This window comes from Streptomyces djakartensis (genome assembly GCF_014651075.1).
Classification (GTDB): Bacteria; Actinomycetota; Actinomycetes; order Streptomycetales; family Streptomycetaceae; genus Streptomyces; species Streptomyces djakartensis.
The window spans coordinates 439,842-459,132 of the sequence record NZ_BMWE01000003.1 but is presented as its reverse complement, the minus strand read 5'-3'; the positions used below and the strand labels follow the sequence as shown (position 1 = coordinate 459,132).

General features: G+C 70.8%; 13 protein-coding genes. 7 read left to right on the top strand and 6 right to left on the bottom strand.

The features are described 5' to 3' along the window. Positions 1 to 569: 569 nt before the first annotated feature. Together IE212_RS07910 and ptsP are read left to right on the top strand one after the other, a co-directional pair. A complete protein-coding gene (locus IE212_RS07910; RefSeq protein ID WP_190196981.1) occupies positions 570 to 1,019 on the top strand; it encodes a PTS sugar transporter subunit IIA in 450 nt (149 codons plus the stop codon). Between the two features lie 77 nt (positions 1,020 to 1,096). Continuing rightward, positions 1,097 to 2,767 carry a phosphoenolpyruvate--protein phosphotransferase gene (ptsP, locus tag IE212_RS07905; RefSeq protein ID WP_190196980.1) on the top strand — a complete coding sequence of 557 codons (1,671 nt, stop codon included), beginning with the start codon at positions 1,097 to 1,099 and terminating at the stop codon, positions 2,765 to 2,767. 69 nt (positions 2,768 to 2,836) lie between these two features. Here ptsP and IE212_RS07900 read toward each other — a convergent pair whose 3' ends face one another. Together IE212_RS07900 and IE212_RS07895 are read right to left on the bottom strand one after the other, a co-directional pair. Further along, positions 2,837 to 3,727 carry a DUF8829 domain-containing protein gene (locus tag IE212_RS07900; protein ID WP_190196979.1) on the bottom strand — a complete coding sequence of 297 codons (891 nt, stop codon included), beginning with the start codon at positions 3,725 to 3,727 and terminating at the stop codon, positions 2,837 to 2,839. A 178-nt stretch (positions 3,728 to 3,905) separates the two neighbouring features. After that, on the bottom strand, positions 3,906 to 5,882 hold the full coding sequence (locus IE212_RS07895) for an acetoacetate--CoA ligase (protein WP_190196978.1): 1,977 nt from the start codon (positions 5,880 to 5,882) through the stop codon (positions 3,906 to 3,908). 212 nt (positions 5,883 to 6,094) lie between these two features. Here IE212_RS07895 and IE212_RS07890 point away from each other — a divergent pair, with 212 nt between their 5' ends. Beyond that, positions 6,095 to 8,461, top strand: a complete 2,367-nt coding sequence (locus IE212_RS07890) for a glycoside hydrolase family 31 protein (protein ID WP_190196977.1) — start codon at positions 6,095 to 6,097, stop codon at positions 8,459 to 8,461. A gap of 2 nt (positions 8,462 to 8,463) precedes the next feature. Here the strand turns inward: IE212_RS07890 and IE212_RS07885 are convergent, their stop codons facing one another. Both IE212_RS07885 and IE212_RS07880 read right to left on the bottom strand, forming a co-directional pair. Continuing rightward, positions 8,464 to 9,000: an NUDIX domain-containing protein gene (locus IE212_RS07885; RefSeq protein WP_190196976.1), complete on the bottom strand. Its 537-nt coding sequence runs from the start codon at positions 8,998 to 9,000 to the stop codon at positions 8,464 to 8,466. A 47-nt stretch (positions 9,001 to 9,047) separates the two neighbouring features. Beyond that, positions 9,048 to 9,857 carry a M15 family metallopeptidase gene (locus IE212_RS07880; RefSeq protein ID WP_190196975.1) on the bottom strand — a complete coding sequence of 270 codons (810 nt, stop codon included), beginning with the start codon at positions 9,855 to 9,857 and terminating at the stop codon, positions 9,048 to 9,050. 129 nt (positions 9,858 to 9,986) lie between these two features. Between IE212_RS07880 and IE212_RS07875 the strand changes: the two genes are divergently transcribed. The 4 genes from IE212_RS07875 to glpK all read left to right on the top strand — a co-directional run bounded on the left by IE212_RS07875 (position 9,987) and on the right by glpK (position 14,968). After that, positions 9,987 to 10,412 carry a Zn-ribbon domain-containing OB-fold protein gene (locus IE212_RS07875; protein WP_190197009.1) on the top strand — a complete coding sequence of 142 codons (426 nt, stop codon included), beginning with the start codon at positions 9,987 to 9,989 and terminating at the stop codon, positions 10,410 to 10,412. Continuing rightward, entirely contained in the window at positions 10,409 to 11,599 is a 1,191-nt protein-coding gene (locus IE212_RS07870) for a lipid-transfer protein (RefSeq protein ID WP_190197008.1), read from the top strand. The genes IE212_RS07875 and IE212_RS07870 overlap by 4 nt, the downstream gene beginning before the upstream one ends. 1,035 nt (positions 11,600 to 12,634) lie before the next feature. Next, positions 12,635 to 13,429, top strand: a complete 795-nt coding sequence (locus IE212_RS07865; protein ID WP_190196974.1) for an MIP/aquaporin family protein — start codon at positions 12,635 to 12,637, stop codon at positions 13,427 to 13,429. An 18-nt stretch (positions 13,430 to 13,447) separates the two neighbouring features. Next, positions 13,448 to 14,968, top strand: coding sequence for a glycerol kinase GlpK (gene glpK / locus IE212_RS07860; RefSeq protein ID WP_190196973.1), 1,521 nt, complete (start codon positions 13,448 to 13,450; stop codon positions 14,966 to 14,968). 65 nt (positions 14,969 to 15,033) lie between these two features. On the opposite strand, the gene IE212_RS07855 is transcribed toward glpK, so the two are convergent. Both IE212_RS07855 and IE212_RS07850 read right to left on the bottom strand, forming a co-directional pair. Then, positions 15,034 to 15,639, bottom strand: coding sequence for a GTP-binding protein (locus tag IE212_RS07855; RefSeq protein WP_190196972.1), 606 nt, complete (start codon positions 15,637 to 15,639; stop codon positions 15,034 to 15,036). Next, entirely contained in the window at positions 15,620 to 19,270 is a 3,651-nt protein-coding gene (locus tag IE212_RS07850; protein WP_190196971.1) for a hydantoinase B/oxoprolinase family protein, read from the bottom strand. Before IE212_RS07850 ends, IE212_RS07855 begins: the two co-directional genes overlap by 20 nt. Between the last annotated feature and the right edge of the window lie 21 nt (positions 19,271 to 19,291).

Genomic DNA, 19,291 nt, shown 5'->3' with positions numbered 1-19,291 from the left:
CAGCGTTCGTCCTGAGCCAGGATCAAACTCTCCGTGAATGCTTTTCACGGGAGCGGAACAGTCGGAGGAATAATCCGACCGTTCACAGCGTCCTCGCTGTGTTATTTCAAAGGAACCTCGCCTCGGCTGTGATGGCCGGAGACGGGGTATCAACATATCTGGCGTTGACTTTTGGCACGCTGTTGAGTTCTCAAGGAACGGCCGCTTCCTTTGTACTCACCCTCTCGGGCTTTCCTCCGGGCGCTTCCCTTCGGTGTTCCAAACTCTATCAGTGTTTTTCCGGCTCTCTGACCACCATCCTGCGGGCATGCAGAAGGTGAGTCCGAGATAGGCTCTGACAAGTTGGGTGCTGCCGGATGAGGGCACGAGCTTGTGTCGCTCACCCCCAGGCAGGAGTACGACTGTACACGCGGCCGCGGATTGGGTGCAAATCACTCTGCGGTATGGTCTAGACCACTTCGGAGTGCTCACGCGGAACCGGCACTTCACGTGACATACCCTGCTGAACAGTGTGCCGCCTGGTACCGACCGGGACGGCCCCTACGATCTCCACCCCTGGGAGGCTTCCCATGACCACCGTGACGTCCCCACTCGCAGGACGCGCCATCGGACTGGCCGCCGTGCCGGATCCGGTCTTCTCCGGGGCCATGGTCGGCCCGGGTACAGCGATCGACCCCGTACGCGAGCCCTCCGAGGTCGTCTCTCCCGTGGACGGCGTCATTGTCTCCCTGCACCCGCACGCCTTCGTCGTCGTCGACGACCAGGGGCACGGCGTGCTCACCCACCTCGGTATCGACACCGTTCAGCTCAACGGCGAGGGTTTCGAACTGCTCGTGAACAAGGGTGACACCGTGAGGCGCGGTCAGGGCGTCGTCCGCTGGGACCCGGCCGCAGTCGAGGCCGCCGGCAAGTCCGCGGTGTGCCCGGTCGTGGCACTCGAAGCCACGGCCGAAGCTCTCTCCGATCTTCGCGACAACGGCGATGTGAAGGCCGGTGACAGTCTCTTCCTCTGGAAGTGACGTCGGTGCCGCCGTGAGGCGGCGAGTAATGCAGAACAACAGGCGACGGGAGTCGCCGCACTACGGAGACGGGTGAGATGGAGACAACGCTGCGAGGCGTCGGCGTGAGCCACGGTGTGGCCATCGGCGAGGTTCGGCATATGGGAACGGCGGTGCTGGAGCCGCCCGCGAAGCAGATACCGGCTGAGGAGACGGAGCGTGAACAGGGGCGCGCCCGCAAGGCCGTGGAGGCTGTGGCCGCCGACCTGACGGCGCGCGGCAATCTGGCGGGGGGCGAGGCGCAGGCGGTGCTCGAGGCGCAGGCCATGATGGCCCAGGACCCCGAGCTGATGGCCGATGTGGAGCGGCGGATCGCCGTCGGCAGCACGGCCGAGCGCGGGGTGTACGACGCTTTCGCCGCGTACCGCGAGCTGCTGGCGGGGGCGGGTGAGTATCTGGCCGGTCGTGTGGCCGACCTCGACGACGTGCGCAACCGCATCGTCGCCCGTCTGCTGGGGGTGCCGATGCCGGGCGTCCCCGACAGTGACGAGCCCTACGTCCTTGTCGCCCGCGACCTGGCACCCGCCGACACCGCCCTGCTGGACCCCACTCTGGTGCTCGGCTTCGTGACCGAGGAGGGCGGCCCGACCAGCCACAGCGCGATCCTGGCACGGGCGCTCGGTGTGCCTGCCGTGGTGGCGCTGCCGGGTGCCGGTGAGCTCGGCGAGGGCACCATGATCGCCGTCGACGGCAGCACGGGTGAGATCTTCGTGAACCCGAGCGAGGACAAGAAGGCCGAACTCCAGGCGGCGGCCGCCGCGCGAAAGGCGGCGCTGGCCGCATCGACCGGGCCCGGCGCCACCGCGGACGGTCACAAGGTACCGCTGCTCGCGAACATCGGTGGTCCTGCGGATGTGACCGCCGCCGTCGAGGCCGGTGCCGAGGGCGTCGGTCTTTTCCGCACCGAGTTCCTCTTCCTCGACGACAGCAAGCAGGCGCCGTCCGAGGAGAAGCAGGTCGCGGCCTACCGGCAGGTGCTCGAGGCGTTCCCGGAGGGGCGGGTCGTGGTGCGGGTGCTGGACGCCGGCGCTGACAAGCCGCTCGACTTCCTCACGCCGGGTGATGAGCCGAACCCGGCGCTGGGTGTGCGGGGGCTGCGGACGCTGCTCGATCACCCGGAGGTTCTGCGCACCCAGCTGACGGCGCTCGCGAAGGCCGCGGAAGGGCTGCCGGTGTACCTCGAGGTCATGGCCCCGATGGTGGCGGACCGTACGGACGCCCGGGCGTTCGCGGACGCGTGCCGTGAGGCTGGGCTGCGCGCGAAGTTCGGCGCCATGGTCGAGATTCCGTCCGCCGCGCTGCGGGCACGCTCGGTCCTTCAGGAGGTCGAGTTCCTGTCGCTGGGGACCAACGACCTCGCCCAGTACACCTTCGCCGCCGACCGTCAGGTGGGTGCGGTGTCCCGTCTGCAGGATCCGTGGCAGCCCGCGCTGCTCGACCTGGTCGCGCTGTCCGCCGAGGCGGCGAAGGCCGAGGGCAAGAGCTGCGGGGTGTGCGGTGAGGCCGCGTCCGACCCGTTGCTCGCGTGTGTGCTCGCTGGTCTGGGCGTCACCTCCCTCTCGATGGGCGCGGCGTCGATCCCCTATGTCCGGGCCACGCTGGCGAAGTACACGCTGGCGCAGTGCGAGCGTGCTGCTGCGGCGGCGCGGGCGTCGGACAGTGCCGAGGACGCGCGCGCGGCGGCGCAGGCGGTGCTGGCGGGCGAGTAGGCCCGGTATGAACGGCTGACATCCGGTCGTCAGGGGCGCTCCACCGTGGTGGCGCGCCCCTGACGCGTCTCAGTGGTGGTGCCCCTGGGCGGGCCGCTCTCCTCCGAGGTCCGGTGGTTCGCAGTAGTCGACGTTGGACTCCGGTGAGATGGGTTCCCCGGATTCGATATCGGTGCAGTAGGCGTCGAAGACCTCGCCCGCGGTGAGGGGTTCGAGTCCGAAAGCACGCACGCGCCAGCCGTAGATGCGGTCCGGGGTGCCTGGGGCGCTGGTGCGGATGACGAGGCCGCCGGGGCTTTCCGTGGTCAGCCCGAGGGCCAGGACCGTGGTGAATTCGAGGGCTTCGGCCTCGTCCAGTTCCAGGGCGTCTCCGGTGTCGGTGGCGTGGAGAGCGGCGAGGAGGGTTTCGGGCGGTCCGGTGACGCTGCACACGAGGTGCCGGTCGCCGGGCGGGGCGGTGTCGAGGATGCGGACGAGGAGGTCGGCGGCCCGGTCGAAGGCGGCGCGGCCGATGTCCTCGCCGCAGGAGGCGCAGGCGCCCAGACGGGCGAGGAGTGTGGTCGCGTACTCCCACGTGGCCTGCCGGACGGCTTCGTCCACGAGGGCCGGGAGGAGATCGCTCAGCGGCCGGCCGTCGTAGGGGAGCGTGGGGCCGGTGACCGCGAGTTGCGCCGTGAAGTGTGTGCGGCTGGTGGGGCTGTCGGGATCCAGGTCCTTGCGCGCGCAGAACTCGGCGTACTCCTCGGGGTCGAAGAGGGCGATCGTGGTGTGGCTCCCTTGCAGGGCGCGTGTCCTGAGGAGGCCTTCCACGTGTTTGAGGTAGGCCGTGTGGTCGTCGAAGGTGAAGCTGCGGTAGCGCCGCATGGCCCGGAAGTCGTGCTCGTCGGTCAGCAGGCCGATGGTGCCGGCGATCTCGCGGTGCAGTACGCGTCGCATGGTCCGGCTGTCGGTGTGCGCCATTGTTCTTCCCCCTGTGCGCGAACGATCAATGCTCACTCACCGTAATCGGGGGCACTGACAACGGGGTGCGCCAGCTGATGCACGTACTGGTGGGCGAGGGAGAACCGCAGGTCGCGACAGCTCAGTGCTGGGACCTGCGGTCACGGTCACGATGACGAGAAGTAGCCGAGGGTGTCGGTCAGGCACGTCGGGTGCGGTTGCGGGCCAGGTCCTGGTAGAAGGTGAGCAGGTCGAGGTTGTCGATGGAGCCGGGGTTGACCGCCTTGTCCAGCGGGGTGCCCTGGAGGAGGCGTTTGACCGGTACCTCGATGCGCTTGCCGGTGAGGGTGTGCGGGATGCCGGGTACTTCGATGATCTCGTCGGGGACGTGGCGGGGTGACAGCTGCTCGCGGATGGTCTGCTTGATGCGGTCGAGCAGGGCCTCGTCGAGGGCGGCTCCGGGGGCCAGGTGCACGAAGAGGGGCATCCAGTAGCCGCCGTCGGGCTCTTCGATGCCGATGACCAGGGACTCCCGGATTTCGGGGAGGCGCTCGACGGCCTCGTAGATGTCGGCGGATCCCATGCGGACGCCCTGGCGGTTGAGCGTGGAGTCGGAGCGGCCGTGGATGACGACGGACCCGCGGGATGTGACGGTGATCCAGTCGCCGTGCCGCCAGACTCCGGGGTACGTGTCGAAGTAGCTGTCGTGGTAGCGGCTGCCGTCGGGGTCGTTCCAGAAGTGGACGGGCATGGACGGCATGGGATTGGTGACCACGAGTTCGCCGACCTCGTCGACCAGGGGTTTGCCGCTGGGGTCCCAGGACTGCAGGTCGGTGCCGAGGCAGGGGGCCTGGAGCTCGCCGACGTGGACCGGGAGGGTGGGTACGGCGCCGGCGAAGCAGGAGCACACGTCCGTGCCGCCGCTGACGGAGGCGATCCAGAGGTCGTCGCGGACCTCGTCGTGGAGCCAGCGGAAGCCGTCGGGCGGCAGGGGTGAGCCGGTGGTGGCGACGCACTGGACCGAGGAGAGGTCGAAGTCGCGGGACGGGTGCACGCCCGCCTTGCGGCAGGCCATGACGTAGGCGGCCGAGGTGCCGTAGAGGGTGGCCCCGGTACGTTCGGCGACGCGCCACTGTGCGCCGGTGTCCGGGTAGCCGGGACTGCCGTCGTAGAGGACGGTCGTGGTGCCGGTGAGCAGGCCGGAGACGAGGAAGTTCCACATCATCCAGCCGGTCGAGGTGTACCAGAAGAAGCGGTCCTCGGGGCCCAGGTCGCAGTGCAGGCCGAGCTGCTTGAGGTGCTCGAGCAGGATGCCGCCCTGGGACTGGACGATGGCTTTGGGCAGGCCGGTGGTGCCGGAGGAGTAGAGCACCCACAGGGGGTGGTCGAAGGGCACCTGCTCGAAGACGGGGGCCGTGTCGGCGGAGGTGAGGGCCGACCATTCCAGTGTGCCCTCGGGCGGTTCGGTGCCCAGGAGGGGGATGTGGACCACGGCGCGCAGGGTGGGCAGGTCGCGGCGCAGTTCGGCGACGATGTCGCGGCGATCGTGCTCCTTGCCGCCGTAGCGGTAGCCGTCGACCGCGAACAGTACGACGGGTTCGATCTGCTGGAACCGGTCGAGGACGCTGCGGGCGCCGAAGTCGGGCGCGCAGGAGGACCAGACGCCGCCGACGGCGGCCGTGGCGAGGAGGGCGATCACGGCCTGCGGGATGTTGGGGAGGTAACCGCTCACGCGGTCTCCGGGACGGACGCCGAGGGTGCGCAGTTCGGCGGCCAGGGAGCCGACCTGGCGGCGCAGTTCGGCCCAGGTGACGGGGCGGGGTTCGTGTGTCTCGTCGACGTGCAGGAGGGCCGGTCGGTCCGCGCGGGTGCCGGCTGCGCGCAGGGCGTGTTCGGCGTAGTTGAGGGTCGCTCCGGGGAACCACCGGGCGCCCGGCATCGTCCGGTCGCCGAGCACCTGCGTGTAGGGGGTGGAGAAACGGACGTCGAACCACTCCGTGAGGGCTTTCCAGAAGGTGTCCAGCTCGTCGACGGACCAGCGATGGAGTGCCGCGTAGCCGCCCTCGGCGGGGGCGCCGTGCTGTTCGGCGGCCCAGGCCTGGAAGCGGGTGATCCGTGCCCGGGCGATGCGCTCGGGGTCGGGCTGCCAGAGCGGCTGGGGACTAACGGTCGACATGGTCGGCTCCCGGACTGTGCGCGTCGTGTGCGTCCTGCGCGCACGGGCTGGGGTGTGCGCGTGGCGCGGCTGGCACGGACAATGCCATGTGATCGACTTCGGCACCAGGGTGCGCCCCACATAGTCCGTGTCGTGAAGATGTGGCCCTGGCACGGGTGAACGGCAGTTGAACGACACCCACGCGCCGGGCGGTCAGTGGCAGGGTGAGCAGCATGAACGGTCGTGGCCTGGTGCGTTCGGTGAAGGCGGTGGGTTCGGTGGGGGCGGCGCAGGGTGTGCGCACCGTACGAGCAGCGTGGCGCAGGCGGCGGGCCGATGCCACCGGGCTGCCGCCCAGGGGGGCGGAGCGGGCTCGGGTGCCAGGGCACGTGGAGGACGTGGTGCCGGGGCCCGGGGGCGGTGTCGTCCGGTTCGCCCGGTCGGAGCTGCGGATTCTGGTCGCGGTGAACGGGGCCGTCTTCTGGGGCTGGGACGGGGCCGAGCCGGAGCCGTCGTACGCGCTGGCCGGGTGCCCGGAGCCGGACCCGCGGGCGGTGCTGGAGCCGGACACCGACGGTGGCTGGCGAGTGGTGGCCGAGCGGGTGACGGTCGTGGTCTCGCGGCACGGCGCGGTGGAGGTGCGGACACCCGGTGGTGTGACCCTGCGGCGTGATCTGCCGCCGCGCTGGTGGGAGCCGGTCGCCGGCGGCCCGGCGCGGTGGATGCAGCGCTCGGAGGTGGCTGCCGACGCGCGGTTCTTCGGGCTCGGCGGGCGGGCGTCGGGTCCTCGGTTGCCGGACGGGACGTACCGGCTGTGGAACACCGACCCGGGCCGCCCGTTCGCACCGGGCGACGACCCGTTGTACATCACGATGCCGGTGCAGTTCGTGGTGGCCGACGGCGGTACGCATCTGGCGTTCCACGACAGCTCGTGGGACGGCACGGTGAGGCTCCGGGAGGGTGAGGAGGGCGCGGGCTCCGGCCATGACCGCGCCGGGACGAGCGAGCTGCGCATGGAGGGCGGTCCGCTGCGCTGCTGGGTCATGGTGGGCACCCCGGCTCGCGTGCTGCTCGCCTGGGCGTCCCTCACCGGGGCTCCCGCGCTGCCACCCTCGTGGGCGCTCGGTCATCATCACGCCCGGTGGGGGTTCGGCAGCGAGCAGGAGGTGCGGCGGGTCGTCACGGGCTACCTGGAGCACGGACTGCCACTCGACGCCGTGCACCTGGACATCGACCACCTGGACGGGCACCAGGTGTTCACGGTCGACCAGGACCGCTTCCCGAAGCTGCCCGTGCTGGCCGAGGAACTCCGCAGGGACGGCGTCCGGCTGGTGTCCATCGTCGATCCGGCCGTCAAGGCGCTGCCGGGCAACGCCGTGTACGACGGCGGTGCGGCCGTGGACGCGTTCGTGCGGGACGCGGCCGGTGAGGTCGTGGAGGGTGTCGTGTGGCCCGGGGAGGCGGTGTTCCCGGACTATACGCAGGCGCGTGTGCGTGAGTGGTGGGGCGGCCTCTACGAGGAGCGGCTCGCCCAGGGGTTCTCGGGCTTCTGGCACGACATGAACGAGCCGACGTCGTTCACCGCCTTCGGGGAGTCCACGCTGCCGCGTTCGGCGCGGCACGGTCTGGAGGGGCGGGGCGGTGACCATCGTGAGGCGCACAACGTGTACGCCCTGTGCATGGCCCGGGCCGGCTTCGAAGGGCTGCGGAAGCTCGCCCCCGGGGAGCGGCCGTTCCTGTTCTCCCGGTCCGGGTGGGCCGGCATGCAGCGCTACGGAGGGGCGTGGTCCGGGGACGTGGCCACCGGCTGGTCCGGGCTGCGCGCGTCCCTGGCGCTGGTGATGGGGCTGGGGCTGTGCGGCGTTCCGTACTCGGGGCCGGACATCGGGGGCTTCGACGGGGAGCCGTCACCCGAGCTGTATCTGCGGTGGTTCCAGCTGGGCGCCTATCTGCCGCTGTTCCGGACGCACGCGAGTCTGCGGGCGGGGCGCAGGGAGCCGTGGGAGTTCGGTCCCGAGGTGCTTGAGCACGCGCGGGCGGCGCTGGTCGAGCGCCGTCGGCTGCTGCCGTACTTCATGACGCTGGCACATCTGGCGCGGCGTACCGGAGCGCCTTACGTGCGGCCCCTGTGGTGGTCGGCGCCGGAGGAGCGGGCACTGCGGGACTGCGAGGACGCCTTCCTGCTGGGTGACAGCCTGCTGGTGGCGCCGGTGCTGGGCCCGGGCGCGGACCGGCGCGCGGTGCAACTGCCGCGGGGGCGCTGGTATGACACGGTGACGGAGCGGGCTTACGAGGGGCCGGCGCAGGTGCTCGTCGACGCGCCCCTGTCACGGGTCCCGGTGTTCGCGCGCGCGGGTGCGGTGATCCCGGTACGGGGTCAGGACGACAGGCTCGAACTGGAGGTGTGGGCGCCCGCCCCGGGCCGGGCCGGGGGCGGGCTGGTCGTGCCGCCGGACGGGGACGAGGCCGGGGAGGAGCCGGAGATCGAGCGCTACACCGCTCGGTGGACGGGCTCGCGGGTGGTCGTCGACCGAGAGGGTGAGGACGGCGGGGCCGCGCCGTCCCACCCCGTGCGCGTCCGCGGGGCCGCAGAGGGCTGAGCTCAGATGTACCGCCCCTCGAACCAGGCCCGTACGGCCAGTGTGTGCAGGGGGAACGCGAGCTCTTCCGCCCTGCGCAGAAGGTGCCAGCCCGTCGTCTCGTCCGTGGTGGCGGAGGGCGGCAGGCTTTCGACCGGGCGTTCGGGCAGAAGACCGAACAGCAGCAGGTGCCCGTCGGGCGCGCTCATCGCGTCGACGAGGCGCACCTCCCGGGCGGCCGCGTCGATGCCTGTCTCCTCCTTCAGTTCGCGCACGACGGCCTGCCGCCAGTCCTCCCGGTCGTCGATGTAGCCGCCGGGCAGTGCCGTGCCTCCGCGCGCGGGAGCCACGGTTCGGGTGATGACGACCAGGGCGGTGCCCCTGGTGTCGTAGACGGGCTGGAGGGCCACCGCGACCGGGAGTGGATTGCGGTAGGCCACGGCGGCGCACGCCGGGCAGGTGCGGGGCCAGCCGGAGACGCCCTCTCCGTACGGCGCGCCGCAGCTCGAACAGTGGGAGCCCGGCGCTGAGTTGGCAGTGGAGGCTTGAGTTTCGGACACGCGGCGGACTGTAGCCGATCACGCGGAGGGCGTCGCGGGCAGGCGGCTCAGTGGTGGCCGGTGAGCGACTTCCTCGACACCGGGAAGTCGAAGTAGGTGTCCGGGTAGGGCTCGGGCTTGTAGGTGTAGTGCCACCACTCCTCTGCCAGGTTCACGAAGCCGAGCTTCTCCAGGGTGGTCTTGAGCAGCAGCCGGTTGGCGCGGCGGTCGCCCTGGACACGTGGGTCCAGGGTGTGCGAGAGGGTGTCGAAACAGTCGAAGCCGGTGCCCATGTCGACGGAGTTGTCGGGGAACCGCTCGCCCTTGGGTGCGAAGCACGGCACGAGGGGCTCTCCGGGGCGGTACGGCCGGGTCGGCCTGGCCGGCAGCTTCACCAGGGTGAGGTCCACGGTCGATCCGCGGCTGTGGCCGGACTTCCCGGCGATGTAGCCGTCGGTGAAGAGCCGGCTCTTGTCGACGTTCGGGTAGAACTCGCCCTTCATCGCCTGGTCGTCGAGGTCCTCGGCCCAGCGGACGAAGTGGTCCACCGCGCGCTGCGGCCGGTAGCAGTCGTACACCTTGAGTGTGTAGCCCTGGCGCAGCAGTTTCCGCTGGGCCTCGTGGAGGGCTCGGGCGGCGGGCCGGGTGAGCAGGCAGACCGGCTGGACGTAGCCGTCGACGCGCTCGCCGACGAAGTTGTGCGGGGTGAAGTAGCGCATCTCCTGGATGATCGTCGGGTCCACGCTTCTCAGGGCCACGAAGTCCCCGGGCGCCTCGGGCTCGGCTCCGGCCCGGGCGGTGGCGGTCGGGACGGTCGCCGCCAGCAGGGCGGCGACCGCGGTGATCAGGCCTCGGGCCAGGGAGGTGAGTCGTGTCATGGCTCTTGCGTCTACCAGGAGATGGTGCCGCCCGGGAAGGGATGCCGATTCCCGAAGGCCGTGGCAGACTTCTGACGTACCGTCAGATCCGGGTCGACGGGAGGCGCTGTGCCACGGACACGAACACCTGTGGTGGCGGGGTGGTTCGAAGGGGACGGGGACGGTTTCCGGCTGCTCGGGACGCGCTGCGCGTCGTGCGCCTCGGTCTTCTTCCCGCGTGAGGACCATTACTGCCGTAACCCCGCCTGTGCGAGCGGGGAGTTGGAGGAGATCCGCCTCTCGCGACGGGGGCGCGTCTGGTCGTTCACGGACAGTCGGTACCGGCCGCCGTCACCCTATGTGAGCGACCCGGAACTTCCGTGGCAACCGTACGTGTTGATCGCTGTGGAGCTGGCGGCCGAACGGATCGTGGTGCTGGGGCAGGCCGCCCCCGGGGTCACCGTCGCGGATCTGGCGGTGGGGATGGAAGCCGAGGTCGTTCCCGGCGTGCTCCACGAGGACGCGGCGACGACGTGGACGACGTGGCACTGGCGGCCGGCGGGGGTGCGGGCGTGACGGCGGAGGTGGCGGTGCTCGGAGCGGGGATGCACCCGTGGGGCAAGTGGGGACGGAGCTTCGTCGAGTACGGCGTCGTGGCCGCCCGCGCGGCGCTCGCCGACGCCGGGCTGCAGTGGCGGGACATCGGCTCTGTCATCGGCGCGGGCACCGTGCGGGGCGGCTATCCGGGGTACATCGCCGGAGCGACGTTCGCGAGAGCACTGGGTTGGCAGGGATCCCGGGTCGCCAGCGTGTACGCGGCGTGCGCGTCGGGGGCGCAGGCCGTCGACGCGGCACGGGCCCAGATTCTGTCCGGGCAGGCCGATGCGGTGCTCGTGGTGGGAGCGGACGCCGCTCCCAAGGGTTTCTTCCGCCCTGCGGGCGGGGACCGGCCCGACGATCCCGACTGGCTGCGCTTCCGGGTCCTCGGGGCGACCAACCCCGTGTACTTCGGGCTGTACGCCCGCAGACGCATGGCTGTGTACGGCGACACCACGGACGACTTCGCACAGGTGAAGGTCAAGAACGCGGCAATGGGGGCGCTGAACCCCAGGGCGCGCTACCGCAGCCCGGTCACCGCCGAGGAGGTCGCCGCGTCAGCCGTCGTCGCCGATCCGCTGCGCCTGCTCGACATCTGCGCGACCTCGGACGGCGGCGCGGCCGTGGTGCTCGCGAGCATGGAGTTCGCACGGCGGCACGGGCACCCCGAGCCGGTGCGGATCCGGGCCGTTTCCACGGTGACACCTCGTTTCCCGAACACCGTGCTGGACCTGCCGGACATCGCCACGGACTCCGCGGTGGCGGTCGATCCGCCCGGCGGGACGTTCCGGATGTCGATCGCCGGGGCCGCCTACGAGGAGGCGGGCATCGGGCCGGAGGATCTGTCACTGGCCGAGGTGTACGACCTCTCGACCGCTCTGGAGGTGCAGTGGTACGAGGACCTGGGGCTGTGCGGTGCGGGCGAGGGCGTGCGGCTGCTGCGGGACGGTGCGACGGCCCTGGGCGGGCGCGTACCCGTGAACGTCAGCGGTGGGCTGGCGTCCTTCGGAGAGGCGGTTCCGGCTCAGGCGATAGCGCAGGTGTGCGAGCTGACCTGGCAGCTGCGGGGTGAGGCCGGTGGCCGGCAGGTCGCGGGCGCACGCGTGGGCATCAGCGCCAACCAGGGGCTGTTCGGGCACGGCTCGGCGGTGATCGCGGTGCGGTGAGGTGCGGGCTGCCGGGCGGCCGTGACCGTGTCCGGCGTTACCTTGTGTCATCGCGTCGGAATTCTGCGTGAACGCCTCACGAAGCGGGCCCGGGGCGGGTGCCCCGGTGGAGTCCTCATGCTCCGGCGCGCTCCTGGACGGGCACTCTGTGCTTCGCCTTCCGGTCGGTGGTCGCCTCTTGCGCGAGGCTGCGAGGGCGTCGCACGGGGCGAGTCTGGTGCCGGGCCGGGCCAGCATGCCCGGGCACTCGTACCCGTGCACGCCCGGGTGCGAGTGCCGGAATGGCTCCAGGGCGGCTGAGCCCGCTCGGCAGGGCTGGATCAGATCTGCTGAGGAGTTCGGGGAGGGCCGGGCCCGGCGCAGGCACGGGACGCCCCGGGAGGGGCCGGCACACCCATGACAGCCCCACCCGTAGGGGCGCGCAGGCCGGGCAGGCGGCGCCCGGACACGGGCCAGGGCCTACTCCGTCGTGGCCGCGCACCGCGGCCGTCGGCGGGGCGGCACTTGTGCGGTTGAGGAACCGCCAGGTCAGGTGGATGCTGGTGCTAGCAAGCGAGGAGCAAGGTGCGGCTGGGCGATCGCCCGCGGCGGAGCCCAGCGAAGGCCGGACACCACCAGCCAAGCCTCGCGTGGCCGACCGAGGCCCGCGATGGCCCGACCAGATCTGAACAACGATGCGACCGGGCGCCGCCAGGGCCGTGCAACAACCGGCCACCCGGCCCGGCAGGAGCCCGGCCCGTCACATGGCCGTCAGCCGTTGCGGTCGGCGACCTTGACGCCCTTTGGGTGCCGGTGAACACTTCCGGTGTCAGTCGACATCGCCGTACATAATCGGCGCATTCCGGCAATGCGGCGCGCGGGCGCGCCAGAGCCAAGGCCTCTTCCCCCCACGGCGATTCGGCTGCGGCGGCACGCTCGTCACGGATGCCGGGCGGCGCGCGGGACCTCCCTGCCGCCGGCCGAAGTGGCCATGGGAACGCACCCTGCACGTGAGGACCGGGGCGGACCGTCTCGGGCCACGGCCTAGGAGCCGCCATGAGTAACGGAGACATTTTCTTCGGTGAGTTGATCGGCACGGCGATCCTGATCCTGTTCGGCGCCGGCGTGTGCGCCGCCGTCACACTGAGATTCTCGAAGGCCCGGGCCTCGGGCTGGATCGTCATCGCGTTCGGCTGGGGATTCGGCGTGCTGGCCGGCGCGTACACCGCCGCTCCCCTCTCCGGAGGGGTCATCAACCCGGCCGTCACCTTCGGTCTCGCCGTCGACACCGGCGTGTGGAGCAAGGTCTGGGTCTACCTGCTGGGTCAGATCACCGGGGCCATGATCGGGGCCATCCTGTGCTACCTCGTGTACTACGCCCAGTTCGCGGCCAACGTGCGGCAGACGGGCACCACGGAGGGCACGGCGGATGAACCGGTGCCGACACTCGGGATCTTCTCCACCATCCCGGAGATCCGGAACCCGATCGCCAACCTGATCACCGAGATCCTCGCCACCATCGCCCTGGTGCTGCCGATCCTCGCCCTGGTGGGCCAGGACAGGCACGTCGAGGGCATCGGCATCGGCCAGATCCCGGGCGCCGACGGCATCTACGGGTCCGGCATCGCGATCCTGCTGGTGTCCCTGCTGGTCGTCGGCATCGGCCTGTCGCTGGGTGGTCCCACGGGTTATGCCATCAACCCGGCGCGTGACCTCGGCCCGCGCATCATCCACTCCGTCCTGCCGATCCCGAACAAGGGAACCTCCGACTGGGGTTACTCCTGGATCCCGGTCATCGGTCCACTGATCGGCGGACTACTGGGTGGCGTCATCTACAACGCAGCCTTCTGAACCAGCCAAGGGGTAGCCATGACGGACAACGCCGAGAAGTACGTCGCAGCGATCGACCAGGGCACCACGTCGAGCCGCTGCATCGTCTTCAACCAGGACGGCGCCATCGTCGCCGTCGACCAGCGCGAGCACCGCCAGATCTTTCCCAAGCCCGGCTGGGTGGAGCACGACGCCACCGAGATCTGGTCCAAGACGCAGGCGGTCGTCGCGGGCGCGCTCGCGAAGGCCGGCCTGAGGGCCGACCAGCTGAGCGCGATGGGGATCACCAACCAGCGCGAGACGACCCTGCTGTGGGACCGCAAGACGGGCAAGCCGGTGCACAACGCCATCGTCTGGCAGGACACGCGGACGGCGGCGCTGTGCAACCAGCTGGGCGGCTCGGACGGGCAGGACCGGTTCCGTGAGCAGACGGGACTGCCGCTGGCCACGTACTTCTCCGGGCCCAAGGCGGCATGGCTGTTCGACAACGTGCCCGACCTGCGGGCCCGGGCCGAGCGCGGTGAGATCGCCTTCGGCACGATGGACTCCTGGCTGATCTGGAACCTCACGGGCGGTACGGACGGCGGGCAGCACGTCACCGACGTGACCAACGCCGGGCGCACCATGCTGATGAACCTGGAGACCCTGCAGTGGGACCCCTCGATCCTCTCGGCGATGAACATCCCGGAGGCCGTGCTGCCCGAGATCAAATCCTCCGCCGAGGTCTACGGCACGGCCGTCGGACAGCTCGCCGGGGTTCCCGTGGCCTCCGCGCTCGGCGACCAGCAGGCCGCCGTGTTCGGCCAGGCCTGCTACGACGTGGGCACCGCGAAGAACACGTACGGCACGGGCAGCTTCCTGCTGCTCAACACCGGGAACCGTCCGGTGCAGTCGAAGAGCGGTCTGCTGACGACGATGGGCTACAAGATCGGCAGTGAGGCGCCGGTCTACTGCCTGGAGGGAGCGATAGCCATCACGGGCGCGCTGGTCCAGTGGTTCCGCGACCAGCTCGGCATCATCCGTACCGCCGACGAGATCGAGCCGCTGGCGGCGAGCGTGGAGGACAACGGCGGCGCGTACATCGTGCCGGCGTTCTCGGGCCTGTTCGCACCGTACTGGCGCTCCGACGCGCGCGGCGTGGTCACCGGGCTGACCCGGTACGTCACGAAGGCGCACCTCGCGCGCGCGGTGCTGGAGGCCACGAGCTGGCAGACCCGCGAGGTCGTGGACGCCATGTTCCAGGACTCCGGGGTGCACATCACCACCCTGAAGGTCGACGGCGGCATGACGAAGAACAATCTGCTGATGCAGCACCAGTCGGACGTGCTCGACGTGCCGGTGGTGCGGCCCAAGGTCTCGGAGACGACCTGTCTGGGAGCCGCTTACGCAGCCGGTCTGGCCACCGGTGTGTGGAACGACACCGACGAACTCAAGGCGCACTGGCAGAAGGACGTCGAGTGGACCCCGTCCATGGAGGCGTCGGTACGGGACCGCGAGTACCACAACTGGCACAAGGCCGTGGAGAGGAGCTTCGGCTGGGAGGAGGACGGCGGCAGCTAGCCACGCAGATCCCGGCCCGGACCCTGTCGGCGTGGGTCCGGGCCGCGCCCGCGGGCCGGCCGTCGTCAGGTGGTCACGGACCGACGACGGTCGGCCGCGTACGCCATGGCGTGCTGGACGACCCCGATGAGTGCCTCCTTGACCGACTCGCGGTCGCGGGCGTCGCACATCAACAGCGGTACGCCCTCGTCGAGGTCGAGGGCCTGACGGACGTCCTCCACCGGGTAACGCGGGGCGCCCTCGAAGCAGTTGACGCCGACGAGGAACGGTATCGAGCGCCGCTCGAAGTAGTCGACGGCGGCGAAGCAGTCCTCGAGGCGGCGGGTGTCGGCGAGGACGACCGCGCCGAGCGCGCCCTCGGACAGCTCGTCCCACATGAACCAGAACCGCTCCTGGCCGGGCGTGCCGAAGAGGTACAGCACCAGGTCCTCGCGGAGCGTGATGCGGCCGAAGTCCATGGCCACCGTCGTGGTGCGTTTGCCTTCCACACCGCTGGTGTCGTCGACCGGGCGCCCGGCCTCGGTGAGCAGTTCCTCGGTGCGCAGCGGTCTGATCTCGCTGACCGCGCCGACGAGCGTGGTCTTCCCCACGCCGAAGCCGCCTGCCACCAGGATCTTGAGCGTGACGGGCTCGACCGGAGGCTTGCCGCGCTCAGAACGCCCGAAGATCATCGATCTCTTCTCCTGCTTGATGGGTGTCGGGCGACGGGGAGCCATAGCCTCCGCCGCCTGGGGTTTCGATGACGAGTACGTCGCCGGCATCGACATCGGCGAAGTCGCTGCCGCCGAGCGCGGTCACCGTGCCGTCGGCGCGTTCCACGCGGTTGGCTCCGAGCGCGCCCGGCTCTCCGCCCGCCATGCCGTACGGCGGGACCCGGCGGTGCTGCGACAGCGTGGAGACGGTCATGGGCTCCAGGAACCGGATGCGGCGCACCGCGCCGTCCCCGCCGCGCCACCTGCCGGAACCACCGCTGCCGCGCCGGACCGCGAACTCCTCGAGTCGGACGGGCAGGCGCCACTCCAGAACCTCGGGGTCGGTGAGGCGTGAGTTGGTCATGTGGGTCTGCACGACCGATGCGCCGGGGAAGCCGTCACCCGCGCCGGAGCCGGAGGCGACGGTCTCGTAGTACTGGTGGCGTTCGTTGCCGAAGGTGACGTTGTTCATGGTTCCGGAGCCCTCGGCCTGGACGCCGAGCGCCGCGTAGAGCGCGCCGGTGATGGCCTGGGAGGTCTCCACGTTGCCGGCGACCACGGCGGCCGGCGGCTCCGGGGCGAGCAGGGAGCCGGGCGGCACGACGATGTCCAGCGGGCGCAGGCAGCCGTCGTTGAGGGGGATGTCGTCGGCGACGAGGGTGCGGAAGACGTACAGGACGGCCGCGTTGACGACCGAGACGGGGGCGTTGAAGTTGGTGGGCAGTTGGGCGGAGGTGCCGGTGAAGTCGATGGTCGCGGCACGGTTCTCGCGGTCCACGCGCACGCGCACCCTGATGACGGCGCCCGAGTCCGTCTCGTAGGCGTAGTCACCGTCGTCGAGGGCGTCGATGACGCGGCGCACGGCCTCTTCGGCGTTGTCCTGGACGTGCTTCATATAGGCCTGGACGACGTCGAGGCCGAAGTCCTCGATCATGCGGCCCACCTCGTCGGCGCCCTTCCGGTTGGCGGCGATCTGGGCGCGCAGGTCGGCGAGGTTGGTCTGCGGGTTGCGGGAGGGGTGGGGCGCCCCGGTGAGGAGGCGGAGGGTCTCCTCCTCACGGAGACGGCCGTTCTCGGTGAGCAGCCAGTTGTCGAAGAGGACGCCCTCCTCGTCGATGGTGCGGCTGTTCGCGGGCATGGAACCGGGGGCGATGCCGCCGATCTCGGCGTGATGCCCGCGTGAGGCGACGTAGAAGAGGATCTCTGGGTCACTCTCCGTGTCACCGGGGGGCGTCGCGTCGAAGACCGGGGTGATCACCGTGACGTCGGGCAGGTGGGTGCCGCCGTGGTACGGGTCGTTGACGGCGTAGGTGTCTCCCGGCCGCATGCCGGAACCGCGCCGCCGGATGACCTCCTTGACGCTCGTGCCCATCGAGCCCAGGTGGACGGGGATGTGGGGGGCGTTGGCCACCAGGTTTCCGTCCGGGTCGAAGAGGGCGCAGGAGAAGTCCAGGCGCTCCTTGATGTTGACGGACTGTGCGGTGGATTCGAGGCGGGCGCCCATCTGCTCGGCGATGGACATGAAGAGGTTGTTGAACACCTCAAGCAGAACCGGGTCGACTCTGGTGTCGAGATCGGAACTCTGCGTAACCGCGACGCGTTCCATGACCAGATGCCCGTAGTGGGTCGCCGCGGCCCGCCAGCCGTCGTCGACGACGGTCGTCGCGCCGGCCTCGGTGATGATCGCCGGGCCGGTGACGGTGTCACCCGGGGGAAGGTCCTCGCGGCGGCGCAGGGGTACGTCGCGCCAGGCGCCGCCCGTGTGCAGGCGGACCGTCCGCGGCGCGGCGGGGCTGCCGCCGGTGGGGGCCTCGTAGGGGGCGAGAGCGGAGAGATCGGGGGGTTCGGTGATGCCGGTGGCTTCGACGGAGAGGGCTTCGACGACGATCGGACGGTCGAGCGTGAAGGAGTACGTGGCGCGATGACGTTCCTCGAAGGCGTGCCGCATCGCGTCGGGCTCGGTCAGCTCGACGGTGAGGGTGGTGTCCGTGCCGTCGTAGCGGAGCTCCGCGCGGCGGGTGACCTGGATCTGTTCTTCCGGGATGTCCTCGGCGCGGAGTTCGGCGCGTGCGGCTGCTTCGAGGTCCTCGGCGGTCCGGAGGACACCGGGCATCGATGCGGGTTCCAGGGGGGCCTCGACCGACTGTTCGCGCATGGCGGTGGTGTCGGCGAGGCCGATGCCGAGTGCGGACAGGAGGCCGGCCATGGGTGGCACGAGCACGGTGCCGATGCCGAGGGAGTCGGCGACCATGCAGGCGTGCTGACCGCCGGCTCCTCCGAAGGTGGTGAGGGCGTAGCGGGTGACGTCGTGGCCCTTCTGGACCGAGATCCGCTTCACGGCGGACGCGATGTTGGCCACGGCGATCTGCAGGTACCCCTCGGCGACCTGTTCAGGGGTGCGGTCGTCGCCGGTCCGCTCGCGGATCTCGCGCGCGAGGGCGGTGAAGCGGTCCCGGACGACCGCGTCGTCGAGGGGCTCGTCGCCCTGCGCCCCGAACACCTTCGGGAAGTGGGCAGGCTGGATGCGGCCGAGCATGACGTTGGCGTCGGTGACGGCGAGCGGGCCACCGCCCCGGTAGCAGGCGGGCCCGGGGGACGCGCCCGCCGAGTCCGGCCCTACGCGGTAGCGGGAGCCGTCGAAGCGCAGGACCGAACCACCGCCGGCCGCGACGGTGTGGATGTCCAGCATGGGCGCCCGCAGCCGGACGCCGGCGATCCGGCTGGTGAGGACGCGTTCGTACTCGCCCGCGAAATGGGAGACGTCGGTGGAGGTGCCGCCCATGTCGAAGCCGATGACCCGGTCGTGTCCGGCGAGCTGCGACATGCGGGCCATGCCGACGATGCCACCGGCCGGGCCGGAGAGGATGGCGTCCTTGCCGCGGAACTGCCCCGCCTCGGTGAGACCGCCGTTGGACTGCATGAACATCAGCCGTACGCCTTCGAGCGCGTCGGCGACCTGCCGGACGTAGCGGCGCAGGACGGGCGACAGATAGGCGTCGACGACAGCGGTGTCCCCGCGCGGGACGAGCTTCATCAGAGGGCTGGCCTCGCTGGAGAGCGAGATCTGCGGGAAGCCGATGCGGCCGGCGAGTTCCCCGACGGCCTGTTCGTGGGCCGGGTGGAGGTGGCTGTGCATGCACACCACGGCGACGGCCCGGATCCCCTCGTCGTACGCCTCCCGGAGAGGCCCGGCGAGGGCGTCCAGGTCGGGCTCGCGCAGCACGGTGCCGTCCGCGGCGATGCGCTCGTCCACCTCGACGACCCGCTCGTACAGGAGCTCGGGCAGTTCGATGCGACGGGCGAAGATGCTGGGGCGGTTCTGGTAGGCGATGCGCAGGGCGTCCCGGAAGCCGCGGGTGACGAGCAGCAGGGTGCGCTCGCCCGTGCGCTCCAGGAGGGCGTTGGTGGCGACCGTGGTTCCCATGCGCACGGTCTCGACCGGGGTGCCGGAATCGGCGAGCAGCGTGCGGACGCCCTCGACCGCGGCGTCGGCGTACCGCGCGGGGTTGTCCGACAGGAGTTTGTGCGTGAGCAGCCGGCCGTCCGGGCGACGCGCGACGATGTCGGTGAAGGTGCCGCCTCGGTCGACCCAGAACTGCCAGCCAGTCACGTCAGTACCCCGCTTCCGCGC